The sequence below is a fragment of the Psychrobacter sp. Arc9 genome, from assembly GCF_041431295.1.
GTDB lineage: Bacteria > Pseudomonadota > Gammaproteobacteria > Pseudomonadales > Moraxellaceae > Psychrobacter.
Window position 1 is genome coordinate 1 of record NZ_JASMRK010000007.1, and the last position, 17,867, is coordinate 17,867.

The 17,867-nt window shown below is 44.2% G+C and carries 15 protein-coding genes and 2 riboswitches; of the genes, 7 read left to right on the forward strand and 8 right to left on the reverse strand.

Features of this window, described 5'->3' with window-relative positions; genetic code table 11:
• Window positions 1-74: 74 nt before the first annotated feature.
• Both QO187_RS05385 and QO187_RS05390 read right to left on the reverse strand, forming a co-directional pair.
• Window positions 75-233, reverse strand: coding sequence for a Hint domain-containing protein (locus QO187_RS05385; protein WP_185156613.1), 159 nt, complete (start codon window positions 231-233; stop codon window positions 75-77).
• Between the two features lie 18 nt (window positions 234-251).
• Entirely contained in the window at window positions 252-629 is a 378-nt protein-coding gene (locus QO187_RS05390) for a hypothetical protein (RefSeq protein ID WP_102078283.1), read from the reverse strand.
• Between the two features lie 90 nt (window positions 630-719).
• On the opposite strand from QO187_RS05390, the gene QO187_RS05395 reads away from it, so the two are divergent.
• Together QO187_RS05395 and QO187_RS05400 are read left to right on the forward strand one after the other, a co-directional pair.
• On the forward strand, window positions 720-2,534 hold the full coding sequence (locus QO187_RS05395; RefSeq protein WP_102093655.1) for an FMN-binding glutamate synthase family protein: 1,815 nt from the start codon (window positions 720-722) through the stop codon (window positions 2,532-2,534).
• A 105-nt stretch (window positions 2,535-2,639) separates the two neighbouring features.
• A complete protein-coding gene (locus QO187_RS05400; protein WP_102093654.1) occupies window positions 2,640-3,452 on the forward strand; it encodes a phosphodiester glycosidase family protein in 813 nt (270 codons plus the stop codon).
• A 216-nt stretch (window positions 3,453-3,668) separates the two neighbouring features.
• Here the strand turns inward: QO187_RS05400 and QO187_RS05405 are convergent, their stop codons facing one another.
• The 5 genes from QO187_RS05405 to QO187_RS05425 all read right to left on the reverse strand — a co-directional run bounded on the left by QO187_RS05405 (window position 3,669) and on the right by QO187_RS05425 (window position 8,899).
• A complete protein-coding gene (locus QO187_RS05405; protein WP_102093652.1) occupies window positions 3,669-4,865 on the reverse strand; it encodes a globin domain-containing protein in 1,197 nt (398 codons plus the stop codon).
• Window positions 4,866-5,180: 315 nt separating this feature from the next.
• Window positions 5,181-6,404 carry a VWA domain-containing protein gene (locus tag QO187_RS05410; RefSeq protein WP_371547720.1) on the reverse strand — a complete coding sequence of 408 codons (1,224 nt, stop codon included), beginning with the start codon at window positions 6,402-6,404 and terminating at the stop codon, window positions 5,181-5,183.
• A gap of 153 nt (window positions 6,405-6,557) precedes the next feature.
• A complete protein-coding gene (locus tag QO187_RS05415; RefSeq protein ID WP_371547722.1) occupies window positions 6,558-7,421 on the reverse strand; it encodes an AAA family ATPase in 864 nt (287 codons plus the stop codon).
• Between the two features lie 299 nt (window positions 7,422-7,720).
• Window positions 7,721-8,317: a hypothetical protein gene (locus QO187_RS05420; protein WP_179798240.1), complete on the reverse strand. Its 597-nt coding sequence runs from the start codon at window positions 8,315-8,317 to the stop codon at window positions 7,721-7,723.
• A 261-nt stretch (window positions 8,318-8,578) separates the two neighbouring features.
• A complete protein-coding gene (locus QO187_RS05425; RefSeq protein ID WP_057760762.1) occupies window positions 8,579-8,899 on the reverse strand; it encodes a YcgL domain-containing protein in 321 nt (106 codons plus the stop codon).
• A 249-nt stretch (window positions 8,900-9,148) separates the two neighbouring features.
• Window positions 9,149-9,288, forward strand: a riboswitch (glycine riboswitch).
• 69 nt (window positions 9,289-9,357) lie between these two features.
• A riboswitch (glycine riboswitch) is annotated at window positions 9,358-9,506 on the forward strand.
• 168 nt (window positions 9,507-9,674) lie between these two features.
• Here QO187_RS05425 and gcvT point away from each other — a divergent pair.
• From gcvT to QO187_RS05450, 5 genes are all read left to right on the forward strand, one after another.
• Window positions 9,675-10,868, forward strand: coding sequence for a glycine cleavage system aminomethyltransferase GcvT (gcvT, locus tag QO187_RS05430; protein WP_102093647.1), 1,194 nt, complete (start codon window positions 9,675-9,677; stop codon window positions 10,866-10,868).
• A 117-nt stretch (window positions 10,869-10,985) separates the two neighbouring features.
• The gene (gene gcvH, locus QO187_RS05435) at window positions 10,986-11,366 is read left to right on the forward strand and encodes a glycine cleavage system protein GcvH (RefSeq protein WP_057760766.1); all 381 of its coding nucleotides are present in this window, start codon (window positions 10,986-10,988) and stop codon (window positions 11,364-11,366) included.
• A 352-nt stretch (window positions 11,367-11,718) separates the two neighbouring features.
• The gene (locus QO187_RS05440; RefSeq protein ID WP_102093646.1) at window positions 11,719-12,477 is read left to right on the forward strand and encodes a nitroreductase family protein; all 759 of its coding nucleotides are present in this window, start codon (window positions 11,719-11,721) and stop codon (window positions 12,475-12,477) included.
• Between the two features lie 127 nt (window positions 12,478-12,604).
• Window positions 12,605-15,502 (forward strand): aminomethyl-transferring glycine dehydrogenase, encoded by a 2,898-nt coding sequence (gcvP, locus tag QO187_RS05445; protein WP_102093644.1) that lies wholly within the window; start codon window positions 12,605-12,607, stop codon window positions 15,500-15,502.
• Window positions 15,503-15,709: 207 nt separating this feature from the next.
• Window positions 15,710-16,399 carry a triacylglycerol lipase gene (locus QO187_RS05450; protein ID WP_102093642.1) on the forward strand — a complete coding sequence of 230 codons (690 nt, stop codon included), beginning with the start codon at window positions 15,710-15,712 and terminating at the stop codon, window positions 16,397-16,399.
• Between the two features lie 110 nt (window positions 16,400-16,509).
• Here QO187_RS05450 and QO187_RS05455 read toward each other — a convergent pair whose 3' ends face one another.
• Window positions 16,510-17,823 (reverse strand): HRDC domain-containing protein, encoded by a 1,314-nt coding sequence (locus QO187_RS05455; protein ID WP_228153193.1) that lies wholly within the window; start codon window positions 17,821-17,823, stop codon window positions 16,510-16,512.
• Between the last annotated feature and the right edge of the window lie 44 nt (window positions 17,824-17,867).

Here is a 17,867-nt window from a genome sequence, read left to right on the forward strand (position 1 = left end):
GTGGTTTGACTCTTATCGTCAGGCTGCGTAATCAAAATCTCCCAAGTTTAAGTCTACGGGATTGACGGCAGGGGTCAAACAAACGTATTCAATACTCTTTTATAGATAAGATCACCGTTCGGGTTATGCTCATCACGAGACAATACCATATCGCCAACTTTTAGCTGCTCAATGTGTACCAATCCTTTATCCGTATGAACGAGCGTTCCCGCGACAAATCCTGTATTGTTCATATCCTCTCCTTTTTAATATTATCGTTTTAATCCATCAAACCTCAGCCCAAATTTCATTAGATACTTACGCAATCTATCGCTATCGTTCGGGCTTTTTAATTTATCGCGCGAATTCGCGTATAGATAGCGCCCCGCCGCCGCTTGGTTTTTATAGCTGATACATACCTCAATCACATACGCCAGTTGCACCGCATCAAATGGATCAATAGTTGTCAGCATGTCTTCATCTAGATATTTTCTTAAAATATTATGGCTACCCTGCTCAACGGTTTCGCTGTTTAAAGTAACATATGGGCTATTTTTAATCACTTTATTGCATATACTGTCATTACTTATTTCCGTAATCGAACTAATGCCGCTCTCAACAAAAATGATTTGGATAACCCTGTTACCCATTGATACCGACGTAACGACGTCATGCGTGTATGATGTACGCGACAAATGTAAGCATCTTATCTATATCAATCATTACTATTGAGCCTCGCTATGCCTGAATCTCGTACCAATCTAAACCCTGAACCCAAAACCAGTTCGCCGTACTTTATCGGATTATTACTTCGCTATAGCACGTTTGGCGCGGCGATTTTAATTCTATTGGCGGGCTTATTATTGGTAAGTTGGTGGCTGATTGTGATCGGTGGTTTGGCTGTGGCACTTGGTATCTATGATTTGATTCAGTCTAAGCACGCCATATTGAGCAACTACCCTATCGCTGGACATATTCGCTATGTATTAGAGGATTTTCGCCCTGAGATTCGCCAGTACCTGCTTGAGGACGATAAAGAACAAGTACCGTTTTCACGCCAGCAGCGCGCGCTAGTCTATCAACGTGCTAAGAATGTCAGTGATACCAATGCCTTTGGTACGTTGGACAATTTATATACTCATGGTAAAGAATGGTTTTTGCAATCTACCATCAGTGCACCACTAGAGAACAAAGACTTTCGAATTATGGTCGGCGGTGAGCGTTGTCAGCAGCCACACGATATGTCAGTATTCAATATCTCAGCAATGAGCTTTGGCAGTCTCTCAGCGAACGCCATCATGGCACTCAATCAAGGCGCAAAATTGGGCGGATTTACTCATGACACGGGCGAAGGCGCGATCAGCCCTTATCATCGTAAGTTCGGTGGTGATTTGATTTGGGAATTGGGTACAGGCTACTTTGGTTGCCGTGATAATGATGGTAACTTTGATCCACAGTCTTTTGCTGAAAAAGCCGTCGATCCTCAAGTTAAAATGATTGAAATCAAGCTTTCACAAGGTGCCAAGCCTGGTAAAGGTGGCGTCCTTCCCTCTAGCAAAATCACGCAAGAGATTGCGGACACACGTCAAGTGCCTACGGGTCAAGACTGTATCTCGCCTTCTTCGCATACCGCATTTAGCACCCCGCGCGAGTTAGTCGCCTTTTGGCAGCAGCTGCGTGAGTTATCTGGTGGCAAGCCAGTTGGCTTCAAGCTATGTATTGGTCAGCCATGGCAGTTTATGGCGATTGTCAAAGCGATGATAGAGACGGATAACTATCCTGATTTTATCGTTATTGATGGTGCAGAAGGCGGCACAGGTGCAGCGCCTGTCGAGTTTATGGACAATGTCGGCATGCCAATGGTTGAAGGGTTTTTGCTCGTACATAATACTTTAGTCGGTGCAGGTATTCGTGACAAAATTAAGCTTGGCGTCAGTGGCAAGATCGTATCAGGCTTTGATATTGCGCGCATGATTGCGCTAGGTGCCGATTGGTGTAACTCAGCACGTGGCTTTATGTTTGCGGTTGGCTGCATTCAGTCGCGCTCTTGTCATACCAACACTTGCCCAACGGGTGTAGCTACCCAAGATCCATATCGTCAAAAGGCGCTCGACGTCCCTAGTAAAGCTGAGCGTGTTGCAAGTTTCCATAAAAACACGCTAAAATCGCTTGCCAGTATCGTAGGTGCGGTTGGTTTACAGCATCCTAGCCAATTACAGCCGTATCATATTGCACGCCGCTTAGACGATGGGCAGATTAAGCTGTTATCCAAATTCTTCTACTTTACTGATAAAGGCGCATTGCTCGATCATAGTGCCCGTGCCGATGTATTTAACCAGATGTGGGTCATGGCAAACCCTGATAGCTTCTTAGCCAATAATGACGCACTCATTGCTTATAACAAAGACTCGCGTGATAAGGGCAAAGAAACTGGCGCGCCAACAGAACACAGCGCTGGGTATAATTCTGAGCACTTGACCAATCTCACCGATGGTGGACGATTAATTGGTAATGTGAACAATACAATCCGTGACTTTCCGCCTACTAATGACTGAATCAGTGCCTAAATCGTTGTATTTAAAAAGTAGTGATGAAGGAGTAATTAAGCGGTAGATAGTAACCAAACTCAAATAATTTACACATTAAAAGACGCGTGATTGATGCCAAGTTCTATTTTTAACTTATTCTTATCAACGATAGTGCTTGCGCTAGGCCTGAGCGCTTGCCAGCAGACAAATACCAATGCGACTAGTAGCGATACCGATAGCTGGTCATGTCAGACTAAAGACACGCCCTTTGCTTATAGTGTTTGCCGTGTCGATGCTACCGCGTTAGCGAGCGAGCGTTATTCATTACAACTGTTTTGGCAATCCTCTGATAACAATGAGCCTCTGCTGACCTTTGATGCGTTATTGGCCACATTACCGAATCATGAGACCCTCAAATTTGCGATGAATGCAGGCATGTATAATGAAAACTATGCGCCGATTGGCTATACCGTCATCGAAGGCAAAGAACTCAAATCGCTAAATACAAAAGAAGGTGGCGGTAATTTTCATCTATTACCTAATGGGGTTATGTGGTGGGACCAAGCTGGCAACGTGCAAATCACCGAAAGTAATGCGTTAAATGAGCAGCTAAACAATGGTGATGTGCAGCCTTGGTATGCGACGCAATCGGGTCCTATGCTGGTCATCAATAACGAGATACACCCACAGTTCAACCCTGATAGCAGCTCAATCAAACTGCGTAATGGTGCAGGTGTTTGCCGTGATGGCAGTATACAGCTCGTTAATAGCGATGAGCCTGTGACCTTTTATCAGTTTGCAGAGTTATTTAAGGATGAGCTGGGTTGTTCAAATGCGCTGTTTTTAGACGGTGGTATTGCCTCAGCGTTGTATGCACCTAGTATCGATAAGCAAGACAAAAAAGAGATGGGAGTGATGATTGGATTGGTTGAAAATAAAGAGTAATGTACCCTGATACTCTTTATTTTCAACTAAGATTAAAAAAGCACTTAGCATGATTATTTCATACTAAGTGCTTTTTTATAAACGTTTATTTTGAATATTATAGTCAAATAACTTTAAAATGGATACAAGGCAGCCGACTGCTGCTTGTACAAATAGTACATCTAAGGAGGGTAACGCCGTAGCGGTTTAGTAGTTCACCGACTATATGTTAAAAACTTAACCACCCAAGCTCATCTTAGGGCCAAACGGTTCGTAGTGGACACTATCGACCCCATGATCTAATGCTACTAACCCATCAATCATGCTTTCCATAAACGGCATCGAGCCGCACACATAGATATCAGCAGGCTTAGGCAAGGTAGCAAGCCATGTCTCATCTAATAACTGCCCAGACTCAAAGTAAAATATATGCTTTTCTACACTCTCAGCCTGTTCGAGTAATTTATTAACTTGATCAGAAAAAGCATGATGAGCGATATTTTGACAAGCATAAACCCAAATAATAGGTCGTTTAGGATTGGCTAATACTTGCGCCTCTAGCATAGACAGTACAGGCGTCACCCCGACTCCTGCACTCATCAATACCAATGGAATATCATTTTGCTGTACCAAATCTTGATTGAGCGCGAAGTCACCAGCTGGTGCCGATAATAAAACCGTGTCACCGACTTCTAGTTGATCATGCATATAGTTAGAAACCAACCCATGATGCTCATTACGGTTATCACGTCGAACCGCAAACTGAATGCCTGCATCGGTACTGGCAGAGTATAGAGAATAATGACGCAGGGCTATATGTTCGCTGTCTTTTGGGTCTGTTTTCACCGTGATGTATTGACCAGCGGTTAAGTTCAATTTACTCAGGTCAATATCTTGATTACTATCTTCATTATCGTTCACTAGCACTACTGTAAAGGCTGCGATATCTGTAGCGACCACTTCCTTTTTAACTACCTTAAACGGTGCAAACCCCTGCCACATTGCTTCTTCATACATACCATGTTCAATCTGGATAAATACTGAGGCAATTTCATCATAGGCTTCTGTCCAAGCGTCAATAATGTCATCGGTAGCCGCCTCTCCTAGCACTTCTTTTATCGCCCCAATTAAATGCTTGCCGACGATAGGATAATGCTCAGGCAAAATCTGTAAAGCTCTATGTTTGTGGCTAATCTGGGTCACTTGTGGCAATAACATAGCCAACTTGTCCAAGTGCTTGGCAGCGGCCAATACTGTCATTGCTAGTGCCGTCTGCTGTCTTCCCAATTTTTGATTGGTTTCATTAAAAATATCTAACAGCTCAGGATGCTCATTAAACATATTTTTATAAAACACAGTGGTAATCGCAACGCCATGCTCTTCAAGTACAGGAACAGTTGCGGTGACGATTTCTAACGTTTTTGGTGAGGCCATGTTGTTTCTCTTAGTCATTAACTGCATTGATAAATTGAAATGTTAAAAATAATCCGTCTAAACTGGCAATAATGAGCAGACCTTTTTACAGTGGTCGTCAAAATTTTTAACCGCCCAATTCAGAATATTTATAACATTCATTTTAAATGAATGTTAACACAATTTACTAGACATACCAATATACAATCAATATCGATCTTATTTGCATCAACAAAATAACAGCCGCTATGTTGTCATAACGGCTGTTATTATAAGGATTCAAGCTGTGCTAACAGGTTTTATTTATTTATTCATCAATCGGGCTGAATATTAAAATTACCGCGCCATATATTGAGTCATTTCTTCAACACCATGTAGCGTCATCGGATACATCTTATTTTCAAACAGTTTTTTAATTTCAACGATGGTTTGCGTATATTGCCAATACGACGGGTTTTCAGGATTGAGCCAAGTGACTTTATCAAAATGCTCCAGTACGCGCTTCAGCCATACGATGCCCGCTTCATTATTCATATACTCTACGCTACCACCGACTGTCATCAGCTCATAAGGTGACATCGATGCATCACCGACGAAGATGACGCGATACTCACGGCCATATTTATTGAGTAGCTCAAACGTTGGCATCGGCGCACTATGGCGACGATTATTGTCCTTCCACACATAGTCATACAAACAGTTATGAAAATAAAAGAACTCTAAGGTTTTGAATTCATTTTTTGCCGCAGAAAATAGTTTTTCGAGCGCTTCGACATGGATATCCATACTGCCGCCCACATCAAACAGCATCAACACTTTGACACGGTTACGGCGCTCTGCCTGCATATGTATATCGAGCACACCCTTTTTTGCCGTGCGCTTAATCGTCTCATGAATATCAAGCTCATCAGCACTGCCAGTCCGCGCAAACTGACGTAGATTGCGTAGCGCCATTTGAATTTGGCGAGTACCGAGCTGATTATCGTCATCGAGATTGCGATATTTGCGTTGCTCCCAGACTTTTGCTGCGCTACGTTTTCGAGACTCACCACCGACACGCACGCCTTCTGGATGGTCGCCGTAAGCACCAAATGGCGAAGTGCCGCCCGTGCCTACCCATTTACTGCCACCTTGATGACGTTCTTTTTGCTCTTTTAACCGTCCCTCTAACGCCTTCATAAGTTCTTCAAGCGAGCCGTACTTTTTCAGTAATCGTCTTTGCTCTTCGGTCAGATTCTTTGGATCGAGCTTTAAATCTAGCCACTCTTTGGGCACGTCCGTTAGCTTGGCTAATAGCTCTTCCATATCGAGACTATCGACACCTTCAAAATAATCCGCCATGGCACGATCGAACTTATCAAAATGGCGCTCGTCTTTGACCATGCACAGGCGAATCAGCCGATACATATCTTCGCGGCTAGCAAAAGTAGTCAGTGCTGGATCTTCAGGATGCGACTGCATCATCAGCCCTTTATCTAACGCGGCATTGAGATCGAGCAGCTCGCGCGTACTGACTGGCACGCCATAAGTACGCAAGGTATAGAATAGTTTGATAAACATAAGAGTCGTATCACTTATTGGCTGATATTATTATCTGGTGATATTGCTGATATCATTAATTGGTACAGTCACAGGTTGAGCGTTTGCATTGACCTTCATAATAGACATCCGATATCGGACACAAGATATTAAAGCCAACGCAAGCTGCAAACATTAGCGACGCATCATATTGGCAAAACGCTGTAATAAACTCACATCTGCCTCGTTTTTGAGCAACGCACCATACAACGGTGGGATAGATTTCTCACCGCGCAGATTTTCTTCTAATTCGTCCTGAGCCATATCATCAGCAAGTAACAAGGTTAACCAATCGACCAACTCAGACGTTGAGGGCGGCTTTTTAAGACCTTGAATACCACGCAGTTTATAGAATATATCCAATGCATCATTGACCAGTTTTTCCTGAATGTCTGGAAAATGTACTTCGATGATTTGGCGCATGGTCTCTTCTTCTGGGAAATCAATATAATGGAAGAAACAACGACGCAAAAACGCATCTGGTAGCTCTTTTTCATTGTTTGAGGTAATAATAACCACTGGACGCTGCGCCGCTGTAATAGTCTCGCCCGTCTCATAAACATAAAAAGACATCTTATCAAGCTCATGTAGCAAGTCATTTGGGAACTCGATATCGGCTTTATCAATCTCATCAATCAGCAGTACGCTACGCTCTGTACTGGTAAAAGCATCCCACAGCTTGCCCGGCTTGATATAGTTGGCAATGTCATAGACCTTATCATCACCCAACTGTGAATCCCGCAGGCGCGATACTGCATCATACTCATACAGTCCTTGCTCCGCCTTAGTCGTCGATTTTACGTGCCAAGTAATCAGTGGCATGCCCAAACTCTCAGCAACTTCTTCGGCAAGCAACGTCTTACCTGTACCAGGCTCGCCTTTGATCAGCAATGGCTTTTGTAAGGTCATGGCGGCATTTACTGCCAGTTGCAAATCATCGGTAGCAATATAACTACTGGTACCAGTAAAGTTTTTCTTAGTATTTTCAGCTGTGGTCATAATCAGATCTCGATTGTTGTTATAGATAAGTTGTTATAAATGGATAGGTCTAAAACATAAATGACTAATAAAGGATAAGTTAGTAAAGAATAAATTAGATTAGCACAGCCTGATGCATTGCCAAAATACTCATGCGTTCGCATTTATTAACAATTGTTATGTGCAATGTATAGTGAGCAATTATTTATATGCCTAATAAACAGTCGAGCACAAAAAAAGACACGCAATGGTGTCTTTTTATTCAGGTATCAAATAACTTTTAAGACAATCATGTTGTCTCAACGCCTAGCCTATTTTTATTACTTGTCAGATGTATCGCTATTCGTTTTCTTAGCCAACGTACTGTCTTTTTTTAAGCTTACATTAGTATCAGGCTGTTCAGTTACGGTAGCGCTTTCTGGCAAATAACTGCCTGTGGTCATTTGCAACGTGGCCTGCGTATCTTCTGCGCTGCGGCTACGGGCTTTGTCCAAGCTTGATGCAAATGCGCTGCGTATCAGCTGCCATACAAAACCAACAAACAACCCTGCGACCAGTATCACCAATATCGGCAACATATTAGCAACCGCGCCTGCGTAATCTTTCATCATCACAGCGTAGACCACGCTAATGCTGGCTGGTGCAAGCTCGCTCGGATCACCAAGTGCAGTACCTGGTGCTAATAATACCGCAAACAGAACCATCCAGCTCATACCGCCCAATGGTTTTGGCAGTACACGAGCCACAAGTATCCATAGCACTAGTACCAAAACAGCACCGCCCAGATAAGCATACATCGGCAAATCAGCGGGCGGGACATCCTTTACCATTTGGCCCCACCAAATGGCAATCTCACCGAGAATGTCACTGATAGACTCTAGCGGTAAGCTATGTAAGATATTTTTTAACCAGTCCATGCGTGTTTATTTACCTGCGTTTATCGCCAATGACACAATCTGTGTCTAGCGGTATATGTGCGTTCTGTAGAACCAGAATGAGGCCAACTACATAATGAACTTATGCATTATGTAGGCTTATATGTACGTTGCGTAGGGTGTCAGTTTATCACGACTCTCTACTCAAATGCATGTGAGCAAGTGTGTCGTAGGTTTTTATCGACACTGTTTTTACAGTAGCATACTGATATGTCCTACCACACTTACTTGCTAACAAATCTATTAATTATAGATGCTGTCCTGCGATTCACGAGCACGCAGCTCTGCTTGACGGCGCATCACGTCTTGCGGCGGCAACTGCACAAAGTAACCTTGAGACTGCAGCTTTGCCAATACTTCTTCTTTATCGACACGAGCGAGCTTATCTTTAGTTGATAAGTCCAAATGCATGACGAACTTACTACGGCCTAAACCTGCACGGAAATCTTTTGGTAATACACCAAGCCAGTCTTTGATTTCATCAGTATCATCAGGATAATCAGGACGCGCAATGTAGATATACATGTCGTCATGTTTGGGAAATTTATAAATATCGCAATGCATAAAAACCACCTATCAGAAACTATGGGCGTAGGTTAGCATATTTCAGGCAAATACCAGTAGTCGCTTTGCGTTTTGCTATCGTAATTTTTGTCAAAACACACAGACAAAACGCTGATATGAGCGATAAAAATATCATTGTAAAACATAACCTATTTGACAGACTTCCCTATCAAAACATTATTTTTGCCAAATTTATTTATTTTAATGGCTTTGATGACTTGTAAAAGCGCTTTGAACCTTTCATAATAAAAGCGTTTTTCAGGAGAGAGTTTATCAGCATAGATTTTGTATTGAACCCTATTGGTTATACAACTATCGCAATTGCTAGATAACCACCGAAGGCGCATCCACCCTGCCAATCGCTCAGGTAAAAGGACTGAAAAACGCATGTCACTGCTGTTTGATAGTGTTTAGTAGCATGACGCTCATAGCGCACTACTTTTTTATCAAGCATAAGGCATAACAAATCTGGAGAGTGGTAAGAACGGACGACGTCTTACCCACCGAAGGGGAGAAAATACGCTATCATCGACGATAGGGCTCATATAACTGCCCAAAAATGATGGTTCGTATTGAAAATCTCAGGTCACAGGACAGATAGGGCTTTTGCTTAAACCGACGTTCAGTGTTGGTTTGGCTTACTGCTTTATCTTTTTTTTCTGTGCTACCCTTGGTTGCAATACTTGCACCCTGCAATGTTGCTTCTCGCTACTATGATACTGCACATCGCTCATTACTCTATCGAGTACGACTGATGTACACATAAGGATTTGTTATGACTGATACCCATTCTCAAGACATCACTTCTCAAAACGATCAGAGCCAAGCTCCTCAGCGCACCCCTTTTTACCAGTCTCATATTGATAGTGAGGGCAAACTGGTCGATTTTTCTGGTTGGGAATTGCCAATTCATTACGGTTCACAAATCGAAGAGCACGAAGCGGTACGCACAGATGCAGGTATGTTTGATGTCTCACATATGGTTGTGACTGATATCAAAGGCGCTGATACCAAAGCATGGCTACAAAAACTGCTCGCAAACGATATCAACAAACTCACTACCGCTGGTAAAGCGCTGTACTCTGGCATGCTCAATGAGCAAGGCGGCGTTATCGATGATTTGATCGTCTACCTGATGAATGCAGAAGAAACTGAGTACCGCATCGTCTCTAACGCAGCCACTCGTGACAAGGATTTAGCACAGTTTAATAAAGTCGCCGAAGGTTTCGATATTACGATTACCGAGCGACCTGAGCTTGCGATGCTTGCCGTGCAAGGTCCAAATGCTATTGCAAAACTGGCTCAGGCCAAACCAAGCTGGACAGATACCTTAGCAGCACTAAAACCTTTCGTTGGTGCTGACTTGACCGATATCGAAGGCACTGATTGGTTTGTGGCTCGTACTGGCTATACTGGTGAAGATGGCGTCGAAGTCATTATGCATGCCGATGATGCCCCTGTTTTCTTTGAACAACTAAAAGGAAATGGTATCAAACCTGCTGGTCTTGGCGCACGTGATACCTTGCGTATGGAAGCGGGCATGAATCTTTACGGTCATGACATGGATGAGAATGTTAGCCCTTATGAGTGCAACATGGGCTGGACGCTTGCACTAAAAGACGATCGTGCCTTTGTCGGCCGTGAAGCATTGGTCAGCAAACGTAAGCAGTCAAAAGAAGACAACACTGCTATGAAGCAAGTGGGTCTGCTATTGACCACGCGCGGCGTATTGCGTGAAGGCATGACAGTGACTATCAATCAAGGCACTGATAATGAGCAAACTGGCATTATCACCAGTGGTACATTCTCCCCTAGCCTAAAAAATTCAATCGCGATTGCTCGTGTACCTGCCAGCTTATCAGAAGATGACAGCGTACAAGTCGATCTACGTGGCAAAGGTAAGTTCGTCGATGTGCGCGTATTGAAGCTACCTTTTGTCCGTAACGGCAAGCAACAGTTTGACTCTTAGGTCTTATAAATTCTATCATTAGAGCGCGTTGTCATTTTGCACGCAATTATAAAAATGACGACACGCCCAGCCTTCATTATTTTTGTTAATTAACCTCTATCACTTAGGAGAGAGACCATGAGCAACATCCCAGCAGAGCTAAAATATATTGCTAGTCACGAGTGGCTACGCCTAGAAGACGACGGTACGATCACTGTTGGTATCACTGACCATGCTCAAGATCTATTGGGTGATGTGGTATTCGTTGAGCTACCAGATGTGGGCGATATCATCGCTGTCGATGACGAAATCTCAGTTGTTGAATCAGTAAAAGCGGCTTCTGACGTTTATGCCCCTATTTCAGGTGAAGTCATCGCTATTAACGAAGCACTAGAAGATGATCCTGAAATCATCAACTCTGACCCATATGGCGAAGGTTGGTTCTTCAGAATGAAGCCTGACAACATCGCTGACTACGAAGCACTAATGACTGCTGACGAGTACGAAAGCGACTTATAAGCTAAGCACGTAAGTTAAGCATGCTCTCACAAGACATGAGCATTTTTAAGATATTAGCTCGTACAAAGCACTAGCCCCGACTAAACATCATAGATACTGGCAGCAGCTGGTATCTATACTCTCTATTTAAACGATTTAAAAACCTTTCTCATGAAAAGTATTGGCTCATTGACCATGCTTGTTATTTGAAAGCAGCTTTATATGTAGATCTCCAACAATCATTATCGTCCGATGTTATTGCTCTCAAGCGTTATCTCATTGACTCGTATTGATCACCTATTCGAATCCCAATGAATACGTGCTATCAATAACGACGCAAACTGATAACCCAATTCTCAGCATGGATCCTAATATGAATGCCAACACCGATAATAAAGACCCCATTGCTACACCAAACCATACGCCGCAGCTAAAAGCCTTTCGCGATATCGTAGAGTCACGCCGTTCCGTGCGCCGTTTTACTGATACCCCCATACCTGATGACGTATTGGCAGACTGTCTGCGTTTGGCCATGCTAGCACCAAACTCTAGCAACCTACAGCCGTGGGAATTTTATGTTATCGATGATGCTGACAATCGCAAACGCGCCGTCAAAAACTGTATGAATCAAAACGCCGCAAAAACATCAGCCCGTTTGATTGCCATCGTTGCTCGTACTGATGTTTGGCACGATCACGCTAAGCAAGTATTGCGCGAATATCCTGACCAGCCAGTGCCAAAGAAAGTGAAAGACTACTACAACAAAGTCGTCACAATGGACTTTTTGCGCGGCCCAGCCAACGTGGTTTCGGCTGCAAAATGGGGCGCAACGCAAGTGGTCAGACGGGTAAAAGGCCCAATCAAATCGCCTTATTATACCTTTGAAGACACCAAAAACTGGGCAACCAATAACACCGCGCTTGCCGCCGAAAACCTAATGTTGGCACTACGTGCTCATGGTTTTGATAGCTGTCCTATGGGCGGCTTTGATGAGCCTGCCATGAAAGCGTTGCTCAATCTTAGCGACGACCATCATATCGTTATGATGATTGGCGCAGGTGAGCGTGCTGACAATGGCGTTTACAACACTCAGTTCCGCTTTGATCAAAAACAGTTTGTGCATTACGTATAACGTACCGCTCACAGTGTTTCCTTAACTGCTCACAGTGTTTCCTTAACTGCTCACAGTGTTTCCTTAACTGCTCACAATGTTTTCTTAATTGCTATTTTGTTTATTACTCCCTTAACCAAGGATTGTCATGACTATCTCTCAAAACCCATCGTTTGATACCTTTCAAGGATTGTTCAACGAAGCTGAATTTGTCTATCGCCACTTAGGTTCGAACGAAACCAAGCAAGCTGACCTACTCAGCGCTGTTGGTTATAAAGATATGCAAAGCTTTATCAATGACACTGTGCCTGAGCCAGTACGTCTGCACAAAGAGCTGGATTTGCCAGTGGCGATGAGTGAACATGCGGCACTTGCCAAACTACGCACGATGGCAGATGACATCACTGTTAACAAAAGCTATATCGGTCAAGGCTACTCTCCGGTTCGTATGCCTGCCGTCATTCAGCGCAACGTCCTTGAAAATCCAGGCTGGTACACCGCCTATACCCCTTATCAAGCTGAAATCGCTCAAGGTCGTCTAGAAGCATTGCTGAACTTCCAACAAGTATGTATTGATCTAACAGGTCTTGAGCTGGCTGGTGCGTCATTGCTTGATGAAGCGACCGCAGCGGCAGAAGCGATGGCGATGTCAAAGCGTGTGAGCAAAAACAAATCAACGCAGTATTTCGTCGATGAACGCGTCTATCCACAAACGCTAGATGTTATCAATACTCGTGCTAAATACTTTGGTTGGGAAGTCGTTGTTGGTGATTTCGAAACGGCTAAATCTGGCGACTATTTCGGTGCGCTATTCCAGTATGTCGGTGCCGAAGGCGACGTTAAAGACTTAACAGACGTCATCAGTGCAGTAAAAGAAAACAAAACTTACGTCAGCGTCGTCAGTGACATCATGAGCTTGGTGTTATTAAAATCACCAGCCGATATGGGTGCTGACGTAGCGCTAGGTAGTACTCAGCGTTTCGGTATTCCAATGGGCTTTGGCGGTCCACATGCCGCTTATTTTGCGTTCTCTGATAAAGCCAAGCGTTCAGCGCCTGGTCGTATCATTGGTGTCTCAAAAGATGCACAAGGCAATACTGCATTACGTATGGCTCTACAAACGCGTGAGCAGCATATCCGCCGCGAAAAAGCCAACTCAAACATCTGTACCTCACAAGTATTGCTGGCCAACCTCGCTGGTATGTACGCGGTATATCATGGTCCAGGTGGCGTGAAGCGTATTGCCACTCGTATTCATGCGTTTGCCACTGCGTTTGCTGATGCTATCACAGAATCTAACGACAGCAGCTTGAGCGTAGTACATGATCAATTCTTCGATACAGTCGTGGTTGATTGTGGTTCAGAGAAGCTTGCTACTCAAATTTTCAAAAATGCAGACAACGTCGGCTACAACTTATGGCGTATAAGCGACACCAAATTGAGCGTTGCCTTTAGTGAAACCAGCGATCAGCAAGATTTCAACACCTTGACTCAGTTGTTCGTCAATAAGTCACACGATCTACCTGAAACAGCTCGCGTCTCTCTAGATAGCGCAAACCTGCGTACGGATGATATCTTGACTCATCCAGTATTCAACTCGCATCATACCGAGCATGAAATGCTACGCTACCTAAAGTCGCTTGAAGACAAAGATTTGGCGATGAACCGCAGCATGATTTCACTGGGTAGCTGTACCATGAAGCTAAACGCCACCAGTGAGATGCTACCGATTACTTGGCCTGAGTTTGCCAACGTGCATCCTTTTGCACCGCGTGACCAAGTCACTGGCTATATCGCGATGATCGATAGCCTACAAGATCAATTAAAAGCCATTACTGGTTTTGATGATGTCTCTATGCAGCCAAACTCTGGTGCCTCTGGTGAATATGCTGGTCTGCTCGCGATTCGCCGTTATCATGAGTCATTGGGCGAGACCAATCGTGATGTGTGCTTGATTCCTCAGTCAGCGCACGGTACCAACCCTGCTACCGCCATGATGATGGGTATGAAAGTCGTCGTGGTCAAAACCGATGAAAACGGCAACGTTGATATCGATGATTTAACCGCCAAGTGTGAAGAGCATAGCGAGCGTTTGGGCGCTTTAATGATCACGTACCCATCGACTCATGGCGTGTTTGAAGAAGGCATCCGTCATATCTGTGATTTGACTCACAAGCATGGTGGTCAGGTCTATATGGATGGCGCCAACATGAATGCTCAGGTAGGCATGATGCAACCTGCAGACGTTGGGGCTGATGTATTGCATATGAACTTGCACAAAACCTTCTGTATTCCGCATGGCGGCGGCGGTCCAGGTATGGGTCCTATCGGTATGAAGGCGCATTTGGCACCCTTCATGGCCAACCATACGCTAAGCCCTGTGCATAATGCACAAAAAGACTGCTCAGCGGTATCGGCTGCGCCTTATGGTTCAGCGAGCATCTTACCTATCTCATGGATGTACATTGCTATGATGGGCCGTGATGGTCTATTAAAAGCAACGGAGCTGGCATTACTGAACGCCAACTACGTAGCAGCCGAATTAAAAGGTCACTACCCTGTCTTGTATGCAGGCAAAAATGGCCGCGTGGCTCACGAATGCATCATCGATATTCGTCCGTTAAAAGAAGAAACTGGCATAACAGAAAGCGATATCGCTAAGCGCTTGATGGATTATGGTTTCCATTCGCCAACGATGAGTTTCCCAGTCGCTGGCACGCTTATGATTGAGCCAACAGAGTCTGAGTCAAAAGAAGAGTTGGATCGCTTTATCAGTGCGCTAAAATCTATTAAAGCTGAAGCCATGAAAGCCAAAGCTGGTGAAGATAACTGGACGCTAGAAGATAACCCGTTAGTCAATGCACCTCATACGGCTGCTATGATTACTAGCGAAGAGTGGACGCATCCATACAGCCGTGAGACTGCTGCATTCCCACTACCGTACATCCGTGCAAACAAGTTCTGGCCAAGTGTCGCTCGTGTCGATGATGCGTATGGTGATAAGAACCTAATGTGCTCTTGCCCAAGTATCGAAAACTATATGTAATTATTATTTCGGATAGTTATTCTCTGTAGTAAAAAACCTCCAAGTCAGCAGCTGACTTGGAGGTTTTTATTTTGCTGACTTTTTATCTATTACATTAGCAGGTAATATTATGAATAAAATAAACGATAAGAACTCAATGTAATAAAAGCTTATATTGATAATAAGCTATTTATCTTAAATTTCTGAAGCAATCATTTGGACAATGCTATGCAACATAAAGCGCCTAAACAAAAAACTCGCGTTATTCTAATTCATGGGCTACACCAAACCCCATGGATCATGCGACCATTAGCCAAGCGCCTGCAATCAGCAGGATTTGATACCCATCAGTATGGCTACCGTAGTATGCGTGATGGTATCAAAACCAATAGCGCCCGCCTAAATAGCTGGCTAGAAACAAACCATCACCCAGATCATCCTATAGATTTGGTTGGGCATAGTTTAGGTGGTTTGATCATTCGTGATTTTGTCGCTCAGTATCCAAAATGGAAAATCGGACGTTGCGTGACGCTAGGAACACCGCATATAGGGAGTGTTTGTGCAGATTATATTTGGCGATTGACTCCTGCTGTCGTAGGTCGCTCGTATGTCGACGCCCTCGACGGCACAGTCGCGCCATTGCCCAAACATGTGACGCTAGGCGTCATCGCTGGCAACCGTCCTTATGGTCTAGGTCAGCTGTTTTTGCAATATCATAATCGCAAACTGCGCAAATCTGACAAGCCACTTCTTAACGAGCAGCTTGCACATGACGGGACAGTCTATATAGAGGAGACGAGGATAGAGGCTGCAGCTGATCATATTGTCATGTCAGTCTCACATACTGGCATGCTAGTGAACCCAGAGGTCGCCGAGCAGACTCAATACTTTTTAGAGCATGGACGATTTAAACGCTAAGAGCTGTATGAATAAGAGCTGTATGAATACTTGAGTGTCAGTTTTCAGTCTTATCGAACGATTTCTTGTTAAACGGTGCCTTATCGAACGCTGCTTTATCGAACGATTCCTTATTGAACACGAATACCCATGCCCTGCTGCAGTTCGGTTTTATGCTTTTTGATGACTGGAATTAAGGTTTTAACAACCCAATCGCTACGCCAACCTTTTAGCCCTTGCGGCAGTTCGCTCACGTCTTTATCAAGAGCAACCACTTCATACAACTGCCCTAGCCATTTTTTACGCATTAATACGCTAGCAGGTATACCAATCTCTCGCGCATGCTCATCAATCGCTTGCTGCACTGCTTTTGAGAGTACTTTATTTTTTGAGCGATATGGCGGCACTAGACAGTCTGGATGCTCTGTAGGCGGTAGACTCTTGGCATCTCTGATTACTTTCAGCAGCTCTTCGCCATATAGTCGTAGCATACTACGGTGCATGGTTGTTTTGTGTGCCAGCTCGCGCATGCTGTTTGGCTTTTCAGTGACTATCTCTCGTACTGCTTGTTTTTTTATCACAAAGGTACGCGGTTGATTGGTCGCGCGTGCCAACTCTTCTCGCCACGTAGCTACCCCTTTGAGTATCGCCATTTGCTGTGAGTTATAGCGGTAATCTGCCATCGTTAGATACATCGCTTCATCTTCGACGTGTTGCGTGTCATACAAATCACCGGCATAAAGCTGACAGTCAGCCCAAACATAATCATATAACCCTTGAGCCTTAAGCGCATGTTCGATACTGAGATATAGCGCTGGCAGATAACGCACATCATCGATGGCATACTGCTCTTGCTCATCTGTCAACGGGCGCTGGAGCCAATCAGACTGACTGTGCTCTTTATCGATATGCATATCTAGCTGATCAGCCAGTGCCTGCTGATACCCCATTTGCAATTGACCTGTTAAATAAGACAACGCAATTTGGGTATCAAAGATATTGGTCAGTGGCGGACAACCAGACAGCAGATAAAAAATCCCCAAATCTTCGCCGCAAGCATGCCAAATAGCCACATCGACTTTACGTAGTGCTTCCCACAGCTCGTCCAGCTGTAGTTGCGGCGCGTCTAGCAGATAAACATGATTACCAGTATTCAATTGTACAAGTGCCAAACGTGGGTAATAAGTGTCACGCTTAATGAATTCTGTATCCAACGCCACTCGCCCGCAAGTCGCCAAAGCCTCAATAACGTCATCTAATTGATTCTGCTCACGAACCCAAGTGATATCAACCGCATCAGCAATATCCAGCAATGCGTCAATGTCTAGTGTATCGACGTCTAACGCTGTTGGCACCGTTTCAGTGCCAGCTAATTGCTCTGAGACATCAATAGTCATGCTATCTGGATCAGGATGGGCTGGAGCGTTTGAAACATTATTGGACACGGGCAGATACCTGCATAAATAAGAGAAAATAAAACGCTAATATG